At 47.3% G+C, this 21769-nt stretch carries 15 protein-coding genes; 7 read left to right on the top strand and 8 right to left on the bottom strand.

The features are described from left to right. Positions 1-156: 156 nt before the first annotated feature. Together QUA02_RS10520 and gloA2 are read right to left on the bottom strand one after the other, a co-directional pair. Positions 157-1449: an endonuclease/exonuclease/phosphatase family protein gene (locus tag QUA02_RS10520; RefSeq protein WP_333027305.1), complete on the bottom strand. Its 1293-nt coding sequence runs from the start codon at positions 1447-1449 to the stop codon at positions 157-159. Between the two features lie 110 nt (positions 1450-1559). Then, on the bottom strand, positions 1560-1946 hold the full coding sequence (gene gloA2 / locus QUA02_RS10515) for an SMU1112c/YaeR family gloxylase I-like metalloprotein (RefSeq protein WP_333027302.1): 387 nt from the start codon (positions 1944-1946) through the stop codon (positions 1560-1562). A gap of 308 nt (positions 1947-2254) precedes the next feature. Here gloA2 and ilvC point away from each other — a divergent pair, with 308 nt between their 5' ends. Further along, positions 2255-3304, top strand: coding sequence for a ketol-acid reductoisomerase (gene ilvC / locus QUA02_RS10510; RefSeq protein WP_333027301.1), 1050 nt, complete (start codon positions 2255-2257; stop codon positions 3302-3304). 1043 nt (positions 3305-4347) lie between these two features. Here ilvC and QUA02_RS10505 read toward each other — a convergent pair. The 3 genes from QUA02_RS10505 to QUA02_RS10495 form a co-directional block, all read right to left on the bottom strand. Further along, on the bottom strand, positions 4348-6006 hold the full coding sequence (locus tag QUA02_RS10505) for an alpha/beta hydrolase (protein WP_333027299.1): 1659 nt from the start codon (positions 6004-6006) through the stop codon (positions 4348-4350). Between the two features lie 365 nt (positions 6007-6371). Continuing rightward, complete coding sequence (locus QUA02_RS10500; protein ID WP_333027297.1) at positions 6372-8375, bottom strand: cation:proton antiporter domain-containing protein; 2004 nt, start codon at positions 8373-8375, stop codon at positions 6372-6374. 272 nt (positions 8376-8647) lie between these two features. Next, on the bottom strand, positions 8648-10045 hold the full coding sequence (locus QUA02_RS10495; protein WP_333027295.1) for an amidase: 1398 nt from the start codon (positions 10043-10045) through the stop codon (positions 8648-8650). A 306-nt stretch (positions 10046-10351) separates the two neighbouring features. Between QUA02_RS10495 and QUA02_RS10490 the strand changes: the two genes are divergently transcribed. The 3 genes from QUA02_RS10490 (at position 10352) to QUA02_RS10480 (ending at position 12720) form a co-directional block, all read left to right on the top strand. Then, positions 10352-11632 (top strand): type IV pilus twitching motility protein PilT, encoded by a 1281-nt coding sequence (locus tag QUA02_RS10490; RefSeq protein ID WP_333027292.1) that lies wholly within the window; start codon positions 10352-10354, stop codon positions 11630-11632. Between the two features lie 68 nt (positions 11633-11700). After that, positions 11701-12501, top strand: coding sequence for a circadian clock KaiB family protein (locus QUA02_RS10485; RefSeq protein ID WP_333027289.1), 801 nt, complete (start codon positions 11701-11703; stop codon positions 12499-12501). A gap of 42 nt (positions 12502-12543) precedes the next feature. Next, positions 12544-12720, top strand: a complete 177-nt coding sequence (locus tag QUA02_RS10480; protein ID WP_333027287.1) for a hypothetical protein — start codon at positions 12544-12546, stop codon at positions 12718-12720. Between the two features lie 20 nt (positions 12721-12740). Here QUA02_RS10480 and QUA02_RS10475 read toward each other — a convergent pair whose 3' ends face one another. Beyond that, positions 12741-14381, bottom strand: a complete 1641-nt coding sequence (locus tag QUA02_RS10475; protein ID WP_333027285.1) for a thioredoxin-like domain-containing protein — start codon at positions 14379-14381, stop codon at positions 12741-12743. Positions 14382-14677: 296 nt separating this feature from the next. Between QUA02_RS10475 and QUA02_RS10470 the strand changes: the two genes are divergently transcribed. Further along, positions 14678-15388: a hypothetical protein gene (locus QUA02_RS10470; RefSeq protein ID WP_333027283.1), complete on the top strand. Its 711-nt coding sequence runs from the start codon at positions 14678-14680 to the stop codon at positions 15386-15388. Next, complete coding sequence (locus QUA02_RS10465; RefSeq protein WP_333027280.1) at positions 15388-15867, top strand: DUF2726 domain-containing protein; 480 nt, start codon at positions 15388-15390, stop codon at positions 15865-15867. Before QUA02_RS10470 ends, QUA02_RS10465 begins: the two co-directional genes overlap by 1 nt. Positions 15868-15996: 129 nt before the next feature. On the opposite strand, the gene arsM is transcribed toward QUA02_RS10465, so the two are convergent. Together arsM and QUA02_RS10455 are read right to left on the bottom strand one after the other, a co-directional pair. Beyond that, positions 15997-16965, bottom strand: coding sequence for an arsenosugar biosynthesis arsenite methyltransferase ArsM (gene arsM / locus QUA02_RS10460; protein WP_333027278.1), 969 nt, complete (start codon positions 16963-16965; stop codon positions 15997-15999). An 81-nt stretch (positions 16966-17046) separates the two neighbouring features. Next, on the bottom strand, positions 17047-18744 hold the full coding sequence (locus QUA02_RS10455; RefSeq protein WP_333027275.1) for a hypothetical protein: 1698 nt from the start codon (positions 18742-18744) through the stop codon (positions 17047-17049). A 639-nt stretch (positions 18745-19383) separates the two neighbouring features. On the opposite strand from QUA02_RS10455, the gene psaA reads away from it, so the two are divergent. Continuing rightward, the gene (gene psaA / locus QUA02_RS10450; RefSeq protein WP_333027274.1) at positions 19384-21678 is read left to right on the top strand and encodes a photosystem I core protein PsaA; all 2295 of its coding nucleotides are present in this window, start codon (positions 19384-19386) and stop codon (positions 21676-21678) included. Positions 21679-21769 lie beyond the last annotated feature (91 nt).

The raw sequence follows: 21769 nt of genomic DNA, 5'->3' as shown, positions 1-21769 counted from the left end.
TGTTAAATGCCTCGCATAAAGTTGGTCAATAGCCTTCATAGCCTTGATTTCGCCTCTCGACAATTAATCCACCCTGCTTATTAAGGGGGGCTAGGGGGGATCGGATTCTATGCAGCCTCATAAAAAATTGGTATTAGAAAATATCGAATCTTGCCTTCAAATCACCAAATCTGTAATTAACGGCAAATGATCCGAACCGACATTGCGGCCAGTATGAATCTTCAAAACACCAATTTCTTTGCTGACTAGGAAATGATCGATCGGAATGTACAGCAGCGGCATAAAAGTCGGCCAAGTCGGTAAAATGCCTCTTCCCGATCGCGCATTTCGCAGTTTTCCTGTTTTTACCATATTTTTGTAGAACGGCGACCACATTGTGGTATTGAAATCCCCAACCACAACCAGCGGATTTTTGACTTGGGCTGCATACTCGCCGATGGCTGCTAGCTGTTGGTTGCGATCGATAAAACTGTGCTGTTTGACCGGCACAGTCGGATGAACAAGAATCATAGAAATGACTTTACCTTGAAATTTAACATCCGCTAACAGACTCTTTCTTTGGCTTGAAAAGGCTTTAACAGAAGCATTTTCTAAAGGCAGCTTGCTGTATATTGCACTGCCAAATCTATCAGATTCTTGCTGTTGGCAAGAGTAAGGAAATATTTCGCTTAAAACGGCTAACTCCTTCGCCCAAACTGTGCTGACTTCGACAAAAACCGCGATATCGGGTTGTTCTGCTTTTACCAGCGATATCACCTCAGAATATCGCCGGTTATTCGTTAAAACATTTGAATGCAAAATCCGCAGGTTTTGTCCGGGAGTTGCTCCGGCAAAGGCGGGCGCTGGAAAATACCAAGGAACAATTTCCGCCAAATTAATGATAATGCAAAATGCGCTCACCAGCCACCATATTTTTTTTGACCGCGCCAAAGCGAAGAATATCAAAGTAGATAAACCAACCAGCAGATATTGTAGTTTAAAATGAGAACTCAATTCAAAAAATAGGTTAAATTCTCCCAAATAACCGACAATTGACAAGATTGCATCTACAATTGCTGCGATAATAAACCATTTTAAAATTACGTTTTTAAAGCTAATAATTTTGTTGTTTTCGCTGTGCAGCACCGCCCATTTAAGCTTTATTTTGAGGTCGTTGGTAATCGGCAATTTATCAATTTTTCTTACCAATTGTTCGGGCGGTTCCAACACTCGCCGCTTTTGATAAAATCTCACCAACAAGCTATCTACCAAAAAATAACTGAAATAATTGGCCACAAATCCTGCAAATACCAACACACCTAAACCGATCGGCATACTCAAGGAACCGCCTACTTTGAGCAAACCCGACCAAGCGGCTGCGTCACCTGTTTTACCTGTAGATTTTATGGCGATAAATAGCATTAAAGCAGGCAATCCCACGGTAATTGTGTTTCTGATGATAGAGTCCATTATACAATTTTAGATTTTAGATTTTAGATTGGGAATGAATGATGCAGTTTGTATAGTCATCACTACGGACTGGTTGGCTTAATAACGGCTTGACCAAATAGAGAGACTCCTTAATTTTCATAGATTTCTAACGGTAAGTCGTCGGGATCTCTGAAAAATGTAAACCGTTTTTCTGTAATCTCGTCAAGGCGAATTTCTTCTACTTCTACTTGTTGAGATTTTAAGTAAGTAACTGATGCTTCTATGTCTTCAACTGCAAAAGCTAAATGTCTCAAACCGCAAGCTTCTGGATTGTTAACTCTTTCTGGAGGATGGGTAAATGAGAAAAGCTCGATTGTGTCACCGTTTCCTACTCGCAAATCTAGTTTGTAAGAATTCCTCTCGGTTCTGAAAGTTTCTTTGATAATGGAACATCCTAAGACTTCTACATAAAATTTCTTCGACGCTTCGTAATCCGAGCAAATAATCGCCACATGATGTATTGCTTTTATTTTCATCTTAAAAAAGTTAGTTAGTTGCGTTTGTCTGAGATGTTGCACCATCCTCAATAAGCTTTTTATGAACAGGCAAGATGCCTGTTCCACAAAGAGTGAATTTTCTTGTGGAACAGGCATCTTGCCTGTTCAGCGAGAATGGTGCAAGATGTGAGGTTTTTCCAAATGCACAGCACGCTATTGACAATTATATTTGACGATCGCAGACTCTGCCACCAACCCTGCTAAATTCAGGGCGATCGACCTTTATTTTCCCCCGCCGAAATCTTAGTCGGAAAATTTCTGCAAAAAAAGCACCCTACTTTGATAAAATGAGAGTTTTGCAGTCAATCACCCAATTTGCATCTCAGGAGACAAGCACTATGGCCCGTATGTATTACGACACCGACGCGAACCTAGACCTCTTAGCCAACAAAACAATTGCTATCATCGGCTACGGTTCCCAAGGACACGCCCACGCCCTCAACCTCAAAGACAGCGGCATGAATGTCGTTGTCGGTTTGTATCCCGGTAGCAAGTCTGCCGCCAAAGCAACCGAGGCGGGTTTAACCGTTCACCCGGTAGACAAAGCAGCAGCCGCCGCTGACTTCATCATGATTTTATTGCCCGATGAAGTTCAAAAAACTATTTACAAAGAACAAATCGAACCTAACCTTTCAGCAGGAAATGTTTTAGCATTTGCTCACGGTTTTAACATTCACTTCGGCCAAGTTGTCCCCCCAGCCGACGTAGACGTAGTAATGGTAGCCCCCAAAGGCCCCGGACACTTGGTGCGGCGGACTTACGAACAAGGGGAAGGCGTTCCGAGTTTGTTTGCAGTATATCAAGATGCTTCCGGTCAAGCGCGCGATCGGGCAATGGCCTATGCTAAAGGTATCGGCGGCACCAGAGCCGGCATCCTGGAAACCACTTTCCGCGAAGAAACAGAAACGGATCTTTTTGGCGAACAAGTAGTTTTGTGCGGCGGTTTGAGCGCATTAATTAAAGCTGGATTTGAAACTTTAGTTGACGCCGGATACCAACCGGAATTAGCTTATTTTGAATGTTTGCACGAAGTTAAACTTATCGTTGACTTAGTAGTAGAAGGAGGCCTCGCCAAAATGCGCGACAGCATCTCCAATACCGCAGAATACGGCGATTTAACTCGCGGCCCCCGCATCGTCACGGATCAAACCCGCGCCGAAATGCGGAAAATTCTCAGCGAAATTCAATCCGGCCAATTTGCCCGCGAATTCGTTCTGGAAAACCAAGCAGGCAAACCGGGATTTACCTCAATGCGCCGTCAGGAAGCAGAACATCCTATTGAAGAAGTTGGTAAAGATTTGCGAGCTATGTTTAGCTGGTTGAAAAAGCACGCTTAATCAATTTTAGATTTTAGATTTTAGATTTTAGATGGGAGGACAAATCTAAAACAGTCCTGGAGGCAAAACCTAATTATGTAGGGTGCGCGGTGCGCACCTTACCGCTTGGACGAAAATGTCAAATCTCAAGTTTAATCGATTACAGATTAGAGAGTGGATAAAAAATCTCTAATCTAAAATCCAAAATCTCAAATCGTAATGTTGGGCGAAGCGAAGCGTAGGGTTCGCTTCGCTTAACCCAACCTACAATAAAATGGCTAGGTATTGTTAGAGAAACCGGGTTTCTCGTTAGTAGATCAAAACTATCTACTGGGACTAGGGCTTTTTTCCAAGTTCTCAATCTCCTTATCCCTTTGCTTGTTTGAATCTTTCGGCTTCACCCACGATGGCCACAACCCGACGAAGAACTTTCGACTTGCTACGCTAGTATCTCTTACAGGTTTGGGGAGAAAAGTTAAACTGTCACCGTAAAGGGTAAACAGCGCTATAAACAGCAGCAACAGCGGGATAAAATTTTTTTTAGGCATCGCAGTTTGGAAGTAGAGTTTGTGAAAGCGCTTTGTTATATTTTGCCCTTGCACGGACAAAATATATCAGCAACAGCTCAAGAAAAATAGAGCCCTGGGCGAAGCGGGTGCGCATAGAAAAGGAAAGGCTGTTAAGTGGGTAAGCGCAAATAACTTATAGCACCCTACAAACTCAACCAGTACGCATTGTGCACCCTACAAACTTAATCATATCGTTTCCGGTTGCACCGGAATTATATAGAGGACACGGCAGTGCCGTGTCCCTACCGCGATTAATTGTAGGGACACGGCACTGCCGTGTCCTGCTGTGGGTAATATTACAATACGGTTCAGTTAAGGAAAATTGTAGCGAAAAAGTTGGGCGGAGTGAAACGGAGGGTTCGTTCCAAGGACCCAACCTACCCACTGCGCACGATCGGTTTTTTTAGCACTAACTGAACCGTATTGGGTAATATTAATTCCGATGCTACCGGATTTGATATCATTAGCTAATGACTAATGACTAATAACTACTGACTACTTATTCCTTTGAATGAAAGTTTGCACGACTGCATTAGTTTCCGGGGAAATTTCTGTTACCAGCCGCACCGGGATTGCCGGTGTTGAAGCAAATTGCGCGTATTCGGGCGTAAGAAAAACTGCATATTTGTCAGCTTCAGCAGTCAGTTGAGCGGCCGTGGCCAAACTTACAGCTTTAATATAATTGCGTATGCTAACAGCTTGGTCGCCAACAACTTCATCGCCGGTAATTACTGTGCTCGGCCTGCCAAGTTGGTCTAAAGTTGTGCTCGGATCTTTGACGCTTAAGTGGGTTCCTCCTACAAAACCGACTAGCCATTTGGGAGATGGAATTTGCGGGAAGCGGGCAATTTGTTCGACTAAGGCGGGAGTTGTTTTGTCGGCAGAAGATGCTACTATTAATGTGGGAATCTTAATTTTACTTAAGCCAGTTTCTCCAAATAATAATGATGTTGTCGGGTTCATGGCGATCGCCCTTTTAATCCTTTCATCCCGCAATTGATACCGTTCTTCGGGCAATCCGGCCGCCGCGCACTGAATGCCTTCGCCCAAGCTGAACCCAATCAAATCCCCCTGACACCTTTGTTTGAGTCCGCTCAATTGCAGTTCGGCACCGGCCAAGGACAAGGCTGTGGCGCCGCCGAAGGAATAGCCAACAATCACCGATCGGTCGAGCGCGATTTTCCCCTGCAAATTATCATCAGTTTGGTTCAATTTTGCCAGTTCGTCGAGCACAAAACTGATGTCTTTGGGACGGTCTAAAAACTCTTGAGGAGCTAGCAACCGAGATTTACCCGCGATCGCAGTATTGGTGTTCGTCTCGTTGCTTCCCGGATGTTCTAAAGCAGCTACCACATAGCCGTAAGACGCCAAATGCTCGGCTAAATAGCGCAAATCCGTGCGCACGGAACCCAAACCGTGAGAAAAGACGATCGTCGGTTTGTCGGCTGTCGCAGCTTCCGACCAGTAGACATCAACCGGAATGCGCCGATTGCGGGCGCTATCGTTCAAATCTAGCTTTAGTACCCGCACCGAATTAGGGCCGGGCTGGCTCGCGTCGAAAGGCAGGTTCAGAGTCGGTTTAGACGCTGCTAACTGAGGTGCGATCGCCGCCATAAACCGCTGAGTTTGCCAAAAACCAGCGTTCAAATTTCCCAAAACGGAGAAAGCTCGATCGAGATCCACCACTAACCGCGAGCTCGGATAAGATTCAATGAAACTCAATACCGATAAGCCTTCCGGCGCGTTCGCCCCCAGCACCAAAGCCGCTCGCAGCGCTTCCACACCCGCACCGTCGCGCCTGGGTATGACTGTAGTCAAATCCGTCATAATCGCAGTACCGATCCGAGTATTTAGCAAGTTGCTCAAGCCGACTACATTTAGGGGAATTTTCGCTTGGAGTGCTCCAAAGATTTGACTCCGCTGTTCGGAGGATAGCAGATTGGCGTAAGCTTGCAGTTTTTCGGGGACTTTGCCGGTTTTTGCGAGTTCGCGCAAATCCGCAACGGATATTGACGATTCTAAAATACCTTTGCGGACAACAACCGTTTCCGCAGCTTTGACAGGGGATGTCACGCCGCCGAAAGTGCCGATCGCGATCGCGCTGCAAACACTCGCCACTGAGGAAAACCATCTAAAATTTGGTCTAATGCTCATTTTTATCTTATTCAACTAGACGGATACATCACCATATTCTCAGAATTCTCCCAAATAGCGAGAATTTGTCCTAGATACCGAGAAATTGTCTTGCGGTGCGATCGAAATTAGTTTGGAAAAGTGCGTGCGATCGTCCGGGCTTTAGGCGGGTTGTTTTTGAATGCTTAAACCGCAGAGGGCGCAGAGAAAGAGAAGAGAGAGATCGATAGTGTCGGTACCAACGGATTTGATATTAACCGGCAGCCCGAAAAGTACAAACTTCGGGAGTTAGTTATCTCATGGACGGTTGCATCGGATGGATGAGGATTAAATCTTAACCGCAGATGAATGCAGGTTCATCGCATCATCGGCGGCTAAAATTTTTCTCAAGGTACAGGAAAATAAACAACCAGCATCGAAATATCAGGGTGAGTCCGGGCGATCGCTTCCGGTTCTTTGAGAGTTCCCGGTTGTTCCCACAAATTCTGTTGTTGAGAAATTGTTGTTAAAATCAGCAAATCGTGTTCTAACAACTGCTGCGAAACTAGCTTGATAAAATTTCCCCGCACCCGATTTACCGGTATCTCAGAAAGAATTTCCACCTCCGCCGCAGTTTTGTTGCTTTTTTCCCGTTTTGTTGTCACCAACACCACTTGCAAAGTCGCCTTGAGTTCCTCGGCCAAACTCTTAGCAATATCCACGGTTTCCTGAAATCCAAACCGAGTCAACTCGCCCTCAGTTACCGCCAAAATAACTCTGGCTGTATTCTGGAGAGGATCGGGAAATCGAGCAATCAGTACGGGTACGGGCGATCGCCTTACCACATTGTCAATGATGCTGCCAAAAAAATTGTCGCGAGTCGTGGAAAATCCCTTCCAACCGCAAACTATTAAACTAGCCTCGCGTTCGGTTGCACTCCGCAGAATTCCGCGATCGATCGCATCATCTATCCTCGCGATCGGTTCCACCGCACAAGCAGCAGAATGGGCCACAGTTTCCGCCGCCGTCAAAAGTTGAGTTTGCTGCATTTTCTCCGAGGGCGAAATTGCTTCGCCGCGATCGGACAAAATATGCAGCGGCAGCAAAGTTCCCTGAGATGTTTTTGCTAAAATCAAAGCCAAACGCAGCAAATTATCTTCCGTATTCGGATTAGCAACAGGTACTAAAACTCGCTTTCCCCATGAATTTTTCCCCGAAGTAGCAGCCGGCAAACTCGACTCCGGCTGCTGCATTTCTTGACCCCACCGAGATACAATCCAAGGAGAAGCGACGCAAGTTACTAAAATCATGGCAATGATGCCGTTCACCGTTACGCGATCGACCAATTTAATGTCAAAAGCAACCGTAATCGCCGCCAAAGTAGAAGCGGCTTGAGCAACAGACAGACCGAACATTACCATAATGTTCGGAAACTCAAAACCAAATAATTTCCCAGGTAGCCAAGCTGCCAAAAACTTGCTCGCCACCTCTGCTAAAATCATCACCGCCGCCACCAACAAAGACTGCGGCTGCTTCACCAAAATTAGCGGGTCAATTAACATCCCCACAGAAATCAGAAAAAATGGCACAAACAGCGTGTTGCCAATAAACTCAATCCGATTCATCAGCGGACTCATTTTGGGAATAATTTGAGTAATGGCAATTCCCGATAGAAACGCACCAATAATTGCCTCAATCTCAATTAGTTCTGCTGCGTAAGAAACTAAAAATAGGGTAGCCAATACAAATATAAACTCGGCATTTTCGTCATGTCCGAATTTCTTAAAAAACCAGCGACCGATTTTGGGAACTCCCCACAAAGTACCAAAAGTGTAGATAGCAAGAGATGGAATTAGAAACAGCCAAAAATCGAGAGTGAGATTTCCTTTGAAAGCTTTGACAACAATTGCCAGCACCAACAGTCCCAACACATTCGTAATTAAAGTCCCGCCCAAAGTCGCAGTAATAGTCTGAGTTCGCATCAATCCCAATTTTGTGAGAATTGGCAGCGCTAAAAGCGTGTGCGTAGCGAAACAAGAAGCGACTAAAATTGCAGCCAGCCAGCTATATCCCAACAGCAGCATCGCTGCCATCCCCAATATCATCGGTAGCGAAAAAGTAGCCAGCCCAAATATGACAGCTTTGTCTGCATTGAGTTTGAGGTCGTCGAGGCTAGTTTCCAGTCCCGCTAGGAACATCAAAAACAGCAATCCTACAGTACCTAACAAAACAATAGTAGCGTCCCGTTGCAGCAAATTGAGACCGTTGGGCCCGACAATTACGCCAGCAATAATTAAACCGACTATTCCGGGCAGCCGCAAGCGCTCAAATAACAGCGGCGCGAGTAGCATGATTGCTAAAAGAAGCAGAAAAACGGGAACGGGAGCGGTAATCGGGCCCGAAGTTAACATAAATTTCACCCTAAATATTGGCAGCGAACTGCTACCATATTTAAAATAAAATAATCAAAATATCTATCAATCTAAAGAGGTATTATCAAAATTTTACGGCGTAATTCTTAATAAGTAGGACTGGGCGGGAGAAACCCGGTTTCTTGGTAAAACATGGGTTTGATGACGAAAAATTTATGAAAAAAACCGGGTTTCTAGTTCCGCGCGTACAAGTCCTGATTGGGAATAATACCCAGAAAAAAGGGAAACGTCCTTTTATCCCTTGCTCTTCTCTATTTAAAATCTAAAACTGGGAAAGGTTTCGCCGCTTCCATCTGCGCCGCTAAAGCAATTAAAGTTGCTTCCGCCGCCGGTCGCCCGATAATTTGAATTCCCACGGGCACACCGTTGTTATCTAAAATAGCAGGAAGTGCGATCGCAGGCAAACCGCTAGCATTAAACGGCGGACAAGGAGCAATCCAATTAATGATCCGCTGCAAAGTTTCTTCAAAACTCAAATCCGCCCACTCCCCAACCCGGATTGGCGAGTGCATATAAGTCGGCAAAACTAACACATCAAATTTTTCAAAGAATCCCACAATCCGCCGTGAAATAACCTGCATTTGATTCACCGCCCGCAAATATTCCCCAGACGAAATAGTTCTTTCTAACAGCCAGCGATTCATCGGTTCCAAGGCAGGGCTTGGAATACCGCTTGCAGCCGCCCCAGACTGCCAAATTGCGGTAAACGGTTCGATTAAACCCGTAAAATCTGGGCATCCAGGTTCGACATCGTGACCCAAATCTGTCAGTAACTTGACTGTTTCGAGTACCGCTTGCTGACAGATAGCCGCAGCCTCGCCCACAGGGGAAATAGTGGTAGAAAACGCAATTCGCAGTTTGCCCGACTTTTGACGGGAAGCCTCTAAAAACGTCGGATTTGAATCGGGTAGCCAGTACGGATCGCCTGTTGTGTAGCCTGACATCACATCCAAAAGTGCGGCGGCGTCAGCTACAGTGCGCGCCAGTGGGCCGTTTGCAGAAATGCCGCTGAGGTAATCTCCGACAGGTGCCCAGGAAACTCGCCCCCGCGATGGTTTAATGCCTACTAAACCGCAGCAGGAAGCCGGGCCTCGGATCGAACCGCCGCCGTCTGAACCTTGGGCGATCGCGCACAAACCCGCCGCTACAGCGGCCGCTGAGCCTCCGCTGGAACCTCCCGGCGTATAGTCTAAATTCCAGGGATTGCGCGCGGGCGGGAAACCTTCTGGTTCGGTGTAAGGCAATGAGCCAATTTGAGAGGTGGCTGTTTTGCCCAGAATGTTAAATCCCGCTGCTTTGATCCGCCATACTACTGACTCGTCGTAGGCAGATATGTTACCCAGCAAAGCCTGAGTACCGTAGGTGCAGGGAATGCCTGTAACTGGTGTCAAGTCTTTAATGGCGATCGGCACTCCGAAAAAAGGTGGCAATTCCTGTGACTTGTTTAACCCAGCTAGTTGCTCGGTTTGAGATTTAGCCAGGGCGATCGCCCGATCGGCCGTTACAGTAAAATAACTGCCAAGCTCAGGGTTTAATCGTTCGATCCGTTCCAAGTACAGATTGGCAATTTCTAAAGGCGACACTTCCAGAGCGCGGATCGACTCCGCCAAGTCCAAAGCTGAAGTAAAAGCCCGATCGACAGAATTCATCGGTTTAAGTCCTTAATAGTTGGCTAAAGTATCAATTTATACTGCTTACTTGCGGAAAACTCTTTCCCTTAAAAAAATTCTCCAAAAATGTGGAAAATCCATATTCGATCCTATATCGAGAGCGCTCGCATCCTCCAATTGGCAGAATATTTCCTTAGTAGTGCAGCAGTATGACCCCCTCTTGGGATAGACTGAGTAGAACAGTTAAGCTTTTGTGCAAGAAACGCACTTCGGGCGATCGGCATTGCCCAACTTCCACAAATCATCTGTTCGAGTCAGCCTTCTCACCAACTTCAGGTAGCGCATATGACACAACAGCATCCGCCAGCTCCTCGCCCGCCCCTACCCGGTGCTCCCCCACCGCCAGGAATGCCCCGTCCTCCTGCTCCAGGGATGCCCCCCAGAGCAGCAGGAATGCCGCCAGCACCGCCGCCCGCACCAGCACCGCCGCCCGCACCAGCACCGCCGCCCGCAGCCGCGCCCCAGTCGATCGCCACACCTAAAAACCCGAGCTCTAGCAGCGGCGCAGTTCCGACTTTGAAAGAGCTAGTAATCCGAGCCAAAGAAGAAGGAGTATCCGACCTTCACCTCGGAGTAAACGAATTCCCCCGCTTCCGCACCCGGGGCGAGATTGCCGACATCGGCTATCCACCGACGGATTTAGATACGTTTTTTGGTTGGCTGCGCGAGTGCATGAGCGATGAAGAAATAGAAATTTTCCAAAAAACCCTAGACTTTGACGGCGCTTTCGACTTCGGCTTCGTCCGCATCCGGATCAGTTGCATGGACTCCTTGGCCGGCCCGGCGATGGTGCTGCGGCTAATTCCTGCCAAAATCCTGACAATGGAGGAATTGAAGCTGCCGGATGTCTTTAAGAAAATATGCGGCTACCACAAAGGGCTGATTTTGGTAACGGGCCCGACAGGTTCGGGCAAGTCTACCACCTTGGCGGCGATGATCGACTACATCAACAAGAATAAAGCCTACAACATCATCACGATCGAAGACCCAGTAGAATTCGTACACGAAAGCAAAAAATCCTTGATCAAGCACCGGGAAGTCGGCAGGCACACCCTCAAGTTTATCAGCGCTCTCAAAGGCGCTTTGCGACAAGACCCGGATATGCTGCTAGTAGGAGAAATTCGGGACAGAGAGACGGTGGAAATCGCCCTCAAAGCCTCTCAAACCGGTCACTTAGTTGCAGGAACCCTGCACACCAACAGTGCGGTTAAGACCCTGAACCGGATTCTTGATATGTTCGGGGCGGAAGAACAGGATGCCATACGGGTTTCAATTTCCGAATCCCTAGTGGCGATTATTGCTCAACTGCTGTGCAAAACCACAGACGGGAAGCGGGCTGCTTTCCACGACGTTATGATCAATACCGACGTGGTTAAGGAATACATTCTCAAGGGCCAGAATGAGGAAATCAATCAAATCATGATCAAAGATACTTATGAAGGCATGACGACGATGAATAAGTCGCTCTACGGTCTTTATCAAGAAGGTCGGATTACTGAAGAACTTTGTGTAGAGAACTCGCCGTTCCCGAACGAAATGGCTCAGATGCTCCGAGGTCGAGTCTAAAGGTCGATTGTTAACAGTTAGCAGTTAAAAGTTAACTGTTAACTGCTAACTGTTATTGGTGTACTTAATTGAAAGTCGATCGCCCGATATTGCCGGAATTTTTCAAAGGCATTGCGCTGTTTACACCAGGGGGAGACTTAATCTATTGCATAGACTCCCGCAAGCAAACTCGGTGGCACTTGCAGTTGTGCGTAGCTCTACAGGAGATACTGGGCTTGTCGGAACCGCCGCATTTTTTGATACCTTGCTACACGGCAACCGTTGACTGCTGGCTCGATCCGAGTGTTCGGCAGTTGCGAGTTGCTGCCGAAGCATACCCCCCGGTGCTGCGACATCAAACGCTGCTAAATGCCATTTTTGGGACTGGCGACTTGGTTTGGCACCCCCGGAGTGAAGAAATGTGCGAACCGATGGCAATCGCAACTTATCACGAACAATTCCCCGAACTTTGGGAAAATCACGACTTAGTTGTACAGTATCCGAGCGAGGTTGGGCGATCGGACTTTCGCAGTTCGATCGTACCTCCCTCCCGCTTCCGGCAATCGCAGCCGATGCCGCCAACCAAACCAACAGCACTAACCCCACCGCCACAAACTCGAGGGTACGTTTTGCGGCTGTTTGTTTCCGGCAGCAACCCCAGCACCGAACGCACCCTCGAAACTTTACACCAATTGTTGGAGCAATGCCTCGATCGTCCCTACACTTTGAAAGTAATTGATGTCTTGAAACATCCCGAACAAGCTGAGGCAGATCAGATTTCAGCAACTCCTACGTTGATTAAAATCTGGCCGAAACCCGTGCGGCGAATAGTCGGCGAATTGAACGATGATGAAAAAATAGTGCGGCTGCTGAGCAATTCGGAATTTTAGATTTTAGCCATAATTTAATACTGGCGATTAGCAAAAAAGTCGATGCTTCATATCAAATCCGGTGGTATCGGAATTAATATTACCCACAGTCAGGACACAGCAGTGCTGTGTCCCTACAGCCGTTTCCCTACAATTAATCCGGCGATAGTTACATATCTGGCGATCGCAATCAATTATTTTGCAGTAGGGAAACGGCATTGCCGTGTCCTCTGTTGTTGACGGTGCAACCGGAATTGATATCAATCAGGAAGACAAACATCAGGAGCGCACAAACCTGCGAAATCCAAAGTTGTGACTGTCAGCGTATCCAACTCAACTCGCCGAATCGCATGATTGTTCGTATCAGCAACAAACAAGTGAGACCCGATCGCGCTCAAGCCCGAAGGCTCAAAAAATCGAGCATTAACACCTTTAGCATCAACCAAACCTGCTGTACCATCTCCAATCATCGTTCTGCACGTACCGCCCCGGTGGTCGATCCGCTTAATTTTGTGATTGTAAGTATCAGCAACCCAGAGATAATTTTGAGCATATTCAACACCCAAACAGTGCTGCAACCTTACCTCATCAGCGCGACCATCTTTATCCCCAAAACCAAACAATTCACCGCTACCGCAGACAGTGCGCACCTTCGGGTCTTCATCGATACCAACAGCGCGAATCGAACTAATTTCGCTGTCAGCAACAAACAACTCCGATCGATCCGTAGACAGGCCGCTGGGCTGAGAAAAAGCAGATTCTGCCAGATTCCCGTCAACACAGGATTCTCGGCCAATACCTGCATAAGTGCCGATCGTACCAGTATCTAACTGCATTTCCCAAATTTGGTGCGAACCCGCCATTGCAATAAAAAGTCTATTTCCAACTCTTTCTAAATCCCAAGGCGAATTCAATTGCGTTTCTAAACCCTTGCCGCTGCGGGGTGCAATTTCGTGACTTTGTTCACCGGTACCCGCAACAGTTTCCACCCGTTGAGTCGTAAAATCAATCTTTCGGAGAGCGTGATTTTCCGTATCAGCAACATAGAGAATTTGACTTTCTGTATCAAAAGCCATACCTTGAGGTGAAAAAAACTCAGCTTCTTCAAAGTCCCCATCAGTTAAACCCGGTTTGCCCGTACCGATGACGTGCAGCACCTCACCTTCGATCGTGCTGACAACAATCCTATTGTGTCCAGAATCCGCAATAAACAAGCAAGAACCGACTAAGCTTTGGATGACTGAATTAGCAGGCCCCGGCAATACAGTTTCATCTACAGATTCATTGTCCTCAGTCATTTCGCCCAAAAGAGCTTCATGTTGGTGAAGGTGTTTTGCCTCCGTTGCAGTGATAGCAAATGCCAGCACTTTTCCGGGAAAAGCCAATGGTGTTGATAAGGGTTTGCGCTGTTTTTCTAAGCTAAAACGAAGTTCTTTAAAGGCGATCGCATTTTTATCTTTGTATTCAGCAACTAACTTGCCAACTAACTCGTCAAGTGCTTCTCTATTGCCCTCGCCGGAAACAAAACCTACGACATAACTTTCAGGATCGATCACCATTAAAGTCGGCCAAGCACGAACTGCGTAGCTTTGCCAAACTTTCATGCCGCTGTCAACGATTACGGGATGTTCGATATCGTAGCGGAGGATAGCTTGGCGGATGTTTTCTACTTCTTTTTCGTTTTCAAATTTGGCCGAGTGAACGCCGATAACCGTGAGGGAATCTTTATATTTTTGTTCGAGGTATTTTAAGTCTGGGAGGACGTGCAAACAGTTGATGCAGCAGTACGTCCAGAAGTCGAGGAGGACGACGCGCCCTTTTAAGGATTCAATGGATAAAGGTTTCTCGGTGTTCAACCAGGGGTAGTTTCCGGGAAATTCTGGTGCTCTGACGCGAGGCATGGCATCTCCTGGGTAGGACGTGAATGATTTTTTTTACTTCTTTAATTTAGCGGGAAGTTCGGCAGGATGGGGAAAAGGGGAGGTTAAACGAGCGTTTGCGGTACAGGTCGGAGTGCCTGTACCACAAGAGGGGGCGAGGGGTGCGATCGAATCTCACTGTCCTTGTTGCGTATAAATACTCAAAAAATCCCTCTTCCTCTAAAATCTAAAAACTTTATCGAAGGTGATTGACATTTCTGGCTGGCAAGCTTAAGCTATATCTAGGAACTTTAGCTAAGGTTATGAGAAATCACCCAATGTCCAAAACTATCTATGATGTCATCCAGCGTTTTGAGGTAGAAAAAGGCGTACCCCGCCTGATTTCAACCAATATTCAAGTGATTGAAGGTGGCGAAGATTTGATGTCTTTAGCTGCAAATTTACTCAAGCAACTGGGCTTCTATGACAAGTTTGACGAAAAGCGCACATCTCAATATATAGGGTACAGACTTAAAAACCCGAGGAAAGGAGATAAGCGCTATCAACTTGTTTTAGCTCAGCGGAAAGAGGGTTTATGTATTTCCATTCCCCAAGACAGATTAGAACCATATCTCCTCAACATGAAGTCTCATGTAGTCATCCAAGAACAAGTGGTTAGAGGTGAAAATCTCAAAGCAAGTTATTGGATATTACCTAGTAAAAGAGAGCAGTTTTTGAATTCCATAAAAGGAGAATATTGGCATCTTTTTGAGGAATTTGAAATAGGGGTCAAGAGGGAAATCAAAGGAGATGTTTACCTAAATTCTTATAAAGATTACGAAAACTCATATACAAATTGGGTAGAAGTTTTTCCCAGCGAGATACTGGATGAATTTCAAGCAGATACTTTGAGCAATGACCCCCAATCTTATCTAATAATTAATCCCGATAAACTGTTTCCCTACGCATGGCAAGTATCTATCAATTCAAGTGAAGTTCTAGAAGAGTTCCTTGGTCACTTTGCAAAAATTCTCATAGAGGCACAATAATGTCTGTAATAGCCAAACCAATTGTCAACTCTTACGAAGCAAGAATGCTCGAATTTCTTCATACCTGTGTAGACAACAACTATAAAATTCATACACAGGTGAGCTTATCCCAAATGTGCGAACAAGTTAGCAACCTTGACTGGGAACTAAGAAAGTTTTTATTTAGCCCCAGTTCTGTGGATGCTCTAATCACAGATTTGAACTACAATCCTTGCTTAGTAGTAGAGTTTCAGTCTCAGTACCACGATCGCCCAGAAGCGAAAGAGCGCGATCGCAAAAAAGCTACTTTACTTGAGTTTGCCAAAGTTCCCTTAATTTACTCGCGGGTAAAAGACTGTGGTTTATTATATCTCTCGTCTCAAGAAGAGGAAGTCGTTCACAATTTATACACGGGACAAAACAGGGAAAATGCCCAAGCGCTAATCAGGCAATATTGCCAGGAATCAGCCGCGCCTCAAGTTCAGCTTATAGCTTGGTAACTATGACAGGGACCAAAGAAACCGGGTTTTTTACCAGAATAATTCGTTACAGCGTGCAAATTTAGTAAAAAACCCGGTTTCTGACCACCCGTACGTAACTGTAGGCGCAGTTTAAACCGCAGTTTTCACCTAACAACAACCGCCGCCGTTATAATGCCACGTCGAATCAGTAATTAACACCTTATCCGGCATCAATCCCCCCAACTTCCCAGCAGTTTTATCGCAGACAGCCGCCGGAACTCCCCGCTGCAAAACGTGACCAGCCCCGTCATCAAACAGCTCTTCCATCCCCGCATAAATCGCCGTCTTGCCAGTGAAAATGCAAGCTCCGTCATCGGGTACAGGCACTTTGAAAGACACCGAATCCAGGCTTTCTAACAGCAAATCCGCATCCAATTTGTAATTGTGTTTGTCCAGCAGCCGGTAAGGACGGCGCGCCCGCACTTCCACTTGCCCAAAACCCACGTCTACAAGGTGTTGAACGTATTCTGCGTATGTCAGAGCACCCGACAAACACAGCGCCCGCAAGCGATCGTCCTCCTTCAAATGCTGCGGAATTGTGCGAGTTGCGATCGGATCGCTCATCAACAACCTGCCACCCGGTTTCAAAACCCGATAAGTCTCTTTTAATGCCTTAGCTAAATCCGCAGGTTCAAAGATATTAAACAAACAATTTTGAGCGACAACATCTACAGAGGCATCCGGCACCGGCAATGCAAAAGCATCGCCTTCGCGAATTTCCACAAAACTCGCATCAAACCAATCATTTTCTTGGGCGGCAATTCGCAAATTGCGTGCCGCAGCTTCTCGCATTGCTGGAACCGGATCGACGGCAATTACTGCTCCCTTTAGTCTAGAAAAATAAGCAAATTGCAGTGCTTCCAAACCGCCGCCGACGCCTACATAAAGCACGACTGGATTGCCGACAAGTTCGGCGGCGTGGACTGTTGTACCGCAGCCGTAATTCATTTCTTGCATTTGTTCGGGAATTTTTAATCCTGGCAATTGCAAAGGACTGCTTTGGACGCAGCAAAGTCCGATTTGGGGAGTTTCGGCAACATCGCTGTAGAATTGGGCTGCTGTTTCTAGGTAGGTCATTTTTGGGTTTCCTTTAATTTTTGACCGCAGATGCAGCACGGGCGGGACGCCTATGCCACTAAGAAGCTCAGAAAGATTTTGTTACGTGGCAAATTCGACTTTTTGTTCGGATTTGGGCTGATTTTCTGGTTCTAAAACTGTTTTTTCGGGAGCAGCTAAATCGGCGGTTGGCTGGCTAGGAGTTTCAGCGGCAACTGGCGGCGCTGGCGGTACAAGATTGGGAGATTGTTCTGGTATCGCAGGAGCGACTACTTTTGGTACTGGAGCTTTTTCTGTTATTTCTGGCAGGGTTGCCGGTTCTGAAAAAGTAGCAGGTTCGGGTTCTTGACGCAAAAAGTTGCGGAACCGATTGTAGTATCCTTTATATTCCTGTTTCTTTGTTTGGGGAGATGCTGTTGGTGTCGGTTCTATTATTTTAACTGGTGCAACAATTTTCGGGGTTTCTAACTGTGGAGTTGCTGTCGGTTTGGGTTCTATAACTTTAACCTGTTCCACAACTTTGGGGGTTTCTAGCTGTGGAGTTGCTGTCGGCGCCGGTTGTATTACTTGAACTGGTTCTAAAATAATTTTTGGGGTTTCTAGCTGTGGAGTTGCTGTCGGCGTCGGTTCTATTACTTGAACTGGTTGTACAAGTTTCGGCGCTTCGAGTTGGGGGGTTGCTGTCGGCGTCGGTTCTATTACTTGAACCGGAGCAACTTCGGGAGCGACTGTTGGCTCTAAGCTCGGTTGGGTAACAGGGGTTTCTGGAACCGCTGGTGAGGGTGGGACAACTGGTGTTTTTTCTAATGCAGGTGTCGGTGTCGGTTCGGGGGTTGGGGTTGGTGTGGGTTCGGGGGCTTGGTAGGCGCGATCGACTATACCGCGAGTTTCTGCTACTGTTAGTTCGCCTCGCAGTAATTTTGAAAGAGTGTCTTGACCGAGCGGATCGTAATTTATCAGTCTGACTGTATTATTAAAGGCGTTTTTGACGATATTTCCCCGTTCGTCGATTAATTCTAGCTGTACCCAGTTTTTCCCTGGTTTGAATCCTTTAAGATATATAGGTTGCCACTGGTCGATCGCAAAGCTTTGACCGTTGACTGTGGCTCGAATTTTCCAATCGAGTATTTCATCTTGGGAATTTTCTTGCGCCACTTCGTGCAGGGGGGCATTTGTCAAGTAAAAGTCGAGCAGGATGGGCTCTGCCCCGTAGCTGCCTTGGGGGCTGTTATACGTTAATAGGGGTAATGTTCGATCGGGATTATTGTCGTCAGTTTTTGTAAAAACGTGAAAGGTGGTTTGGGCCGCCGCACCTTCGTTTTTAAAGCTTTCTTCCCAAGGGCGAGCGGCGAACACCTGCAGGGTATGGGTTCCGGGATCTAAGTCTGAGAGCGTTAAAGGCTGGTTGATATCGTAAATTGCTGCATAAGGTTGGTTGTCTAATACAACTTGCAGATGGGGACCCAAACCCAAGTTTGCATCTTTGAAAATGGGCAAGCCCTTAACTTGGAACTGAACAGACACATTTATATCCTGAAGCACTTCGTCAGGTTTTGGATTCAAAATACTAATTTGAGGCTGGTAGATTTCTAGAGCCTGACGCAGTTGTTGAAGGGCTTCTGGGGGAGAAACCTCTGAGATTCTGTTCATCTGGGCGGTATCTGAGCCGCTCTTGTTCCCTGATTTGGGCAATTCGGGATGGCCCGCGCCACAACTTGCTAAACCCAAAATTAATACTGCTGCTGCGAACAATGCCAGCAGCTTGCCCGCAACCGTTCTGTGCCAATTGATGCCTATCACGCAACCATACTCCTAGAAGCCTTCTCATAGGGAACTATAGCCCAAAACCGAATTTAGTATTTGGGAATTGCCGATCTGGAATTCGCCGGGTCGGATTGAGGCCGGATTGAGGCCGAGCGGGCAACCACTCCTCTGGGACTAATAAATCCCGCAGCCGTTTTCGGAAACATCTCTCTACAAATGAGTATTCCTCCATAAGCTTATCTTTGAGTTTTGTAAAATTAATGACAGTACCCCTTGACTTTTTTTCTGGACTGTGGAATTTAAAAGGGTTATTACATCAAGAATAGAGGCTTTTTTAAGTATTGTTAACAAGCGATTAATACTCCTCTAGCAAGCTTATAATTCATAAAACTCCCTCAAAAGGAGCAGTCGCATCAAGCCTAAATCAGGAACTCGATCGGCAGCTCATCTGGCGAGAAGAGTTGGCAGTACCCAGGGACATTGTTAGCGACACTGGGAAACTGGCTTCTTCAAAGAAGCAAAATGCTTGGAGAGACGATGCACCTGCGTCTAACTCTGCAAAGAGTGAAGTGCAAGCTGTTTCGGTGAACCAAGAATCCCCGTACCAAAAGCCCGGGGAGTGTCAGATACAGTATTTCAGTTCTCGTTCCTTGTCTTACCGAGAGGAGAGTCTTCATGACCATTAGTCCTCCAGAGCGAGAGGTAAAAGTTAGGGTAGTAGTCGATAAGAATCCGGTTCCAACTTCCTTCGAGAAGTGGTCAAAACCAGGTCATTTCGATCGCACTCTAGCTAAAGGACCAAAAACCACCACTTGGATTTGGAACCTCCACGCTAACGCTCACGACTTTGACAGTCACACCAGCGACTTAGAAGACGTTTCGCGCAAAATCTTTAGCGCTCACTTCGGCCACTTGGCAGTAATCTTCGTCTGGTTGAGCGGCGCATATTTCCACGGCGCTAAATTTTCCAATTACGAAGCTTGGCTGACAGATCCTACAGCCATCAAGCCCAGCGCTCAAGTGGTCTGGCCGATTTTTGGTCAAGAAATTTTAAATGCAGATGTAGGCGGCGGCTTTCACGGGATTCAGATCACCTCTGGTCTGTTTCAACTGTGGCGCGCCAACGGCATCACTAACTCATACCAGCTATATTGCACTGCGATCGGCGCATTGGTAATGGCAGCCCTGATGCTATTTGCCGGTTGGTTCCACTATCACGTCCGCGCTCCGAAACTGGAATGGTTCCAGAACGTGGAATCGATGATGAACCACCACTTGGCAGTTTTGCTCGGCTGCGGGTGCTTGGGCTTTGCGGGACAGCAAATTCACGTGGCTCTGCCGATCAATGCTTGCATGGACGCGATCGATGCAGGTGCACCGCTGACAGTTGGCGGCAAGCTGATCAAAACAGTTGCCGACATCCCCCTGCCGCACGAGTGGATTTTGACGCCGGGCTTGATGGCAGACATCTACCCGAGCTTCGCAAAAGGTTTAACCCCCTTCTTCACCCTCAACTGGGGCGCATACACAGACTTCCTGACCTTCAAAGGCGGTCTGAACCCGACGACGGGCGGTTTGTGGCTGACCGATACAGCGCACCACCACTTAGCTCTGGCAGTGCTGTTCATCGTCGCTGGTCATATGTACCGGACGAACTGGGGCATCGGCCACAGCATGAAGGAAATCCTAGAGAACCACAAAGGCCCCTTCACTGGTGAAGGTCACAAAGGTCTCTACGAAATTCTGACTACTTCTTGGCACGCGCAACTGTCCATTAACTTGGCAATGCTGGGATCGGTGAGCATCATCGTGGCTCACCATATGTACGCGATGCCTCCGTATCCGTACATCGCGACGGACTACCCGACTCAGCTATCCCTGTTCACCCACCACATGTGGATCGGCGGATTCCTGATTGTTGGAGCAGCCGCTCACGGAGCAATCTTCATGGTGCGCGACTACGAACCGAGCGGCAACGTCAACAACCTGCTCGATCGCGTAATCCGCCACAGAGATGCCATCATCTCTCACCTGAACTGGGTTTGCATATTCTTGGGCTTCCACAGCTTCGGTCTGTACGTTCACAACGACACGATGCGGGCTTTCGGTCGTCCTCAAGATTTGTTCTCCGATACCGGGATTCAGTTGCGTCCGATATTTGCCCAGTGGGTGCAAAACATCCACGCCTTGGCTCCGGGCACAACAGCGCCTAATGCTACGGAAATCGTCAGCCACGCTTTTGGCGGCGGTGCAGTAGTAGTCGCGGGCAAAGTAGCGATGATGCCGATCGAGTTGGGTACGGCGGACTTCTTGATCCACCACATCCACGCTTTCACCATTCACGTTACAGTCCTGATCCTCTTGAAGGGCGTGTTGTTCGCACGCAGTTCTCGTTTGGTTCCTGACAAAGGTAACTTGGGTTTCCGGTTCCCTTGCGACGGCCCCGGCCGTGGCGGCACCTGCCAAGTTTCAGGTTGGGATCACGTGTTCCTAGGCCTGTTCTGGATGTACAACTGCATCTCGATCGTGATTTTCCACTTTAGCTGGAAAATGCAGTCGGACGTGTGGGGAACAGTATCGCCAGACGGCACAATTTCTCACATCACCGGCGGCAACTTCGCACAAAGTGCGATCACGATTAACGGCTGGCTGCGAGACTTCCTGTGGGCGCAAGCTTCTCAGGTAATTCAGTCCTACGGTTCGGCACTGTCGGCCTACGGTCTGATGTTCCTAGCCGGACACTTCGTGTTCGCCTTCAGCTTGATGTTCCTGTTCAGCGGCCGCGGCTACTGGCAAGAACTGATTGAATCCATTGTTTGGGCTCACAACAAGCTCAAGGTAGCTCCCTCGATTCAGCCTCGCGCTCTGAGCATTATTCAGGGTCGGGCTGTGGGTGTAGCTCACTACCTCCTGGGAGGAATTGTCACAACGTGGGCATTCTTCCTAGCGCGAATCATCTCGGTAGGGTAAACTACCTTTAGGTTTTGGGTTCAGGATTTGGGAGCAATCTCAAACCCAGAATCCAAACCTCGGAACCGAACCTCTTCAACGTTCAGGATTC

This window comes from Microcoleus pseudofavosus SVA1_A4 (genome assembly GCF_036700565.1).
Lineage (GTDB): Bacteria > Cyanobacteriota > Cyanobacteriia > Cyanobacteriales > Microcoleaceae > Microcoleus.
This window is presented reverse-complemented; position numbering and strand designations above follow the sequence as displayed.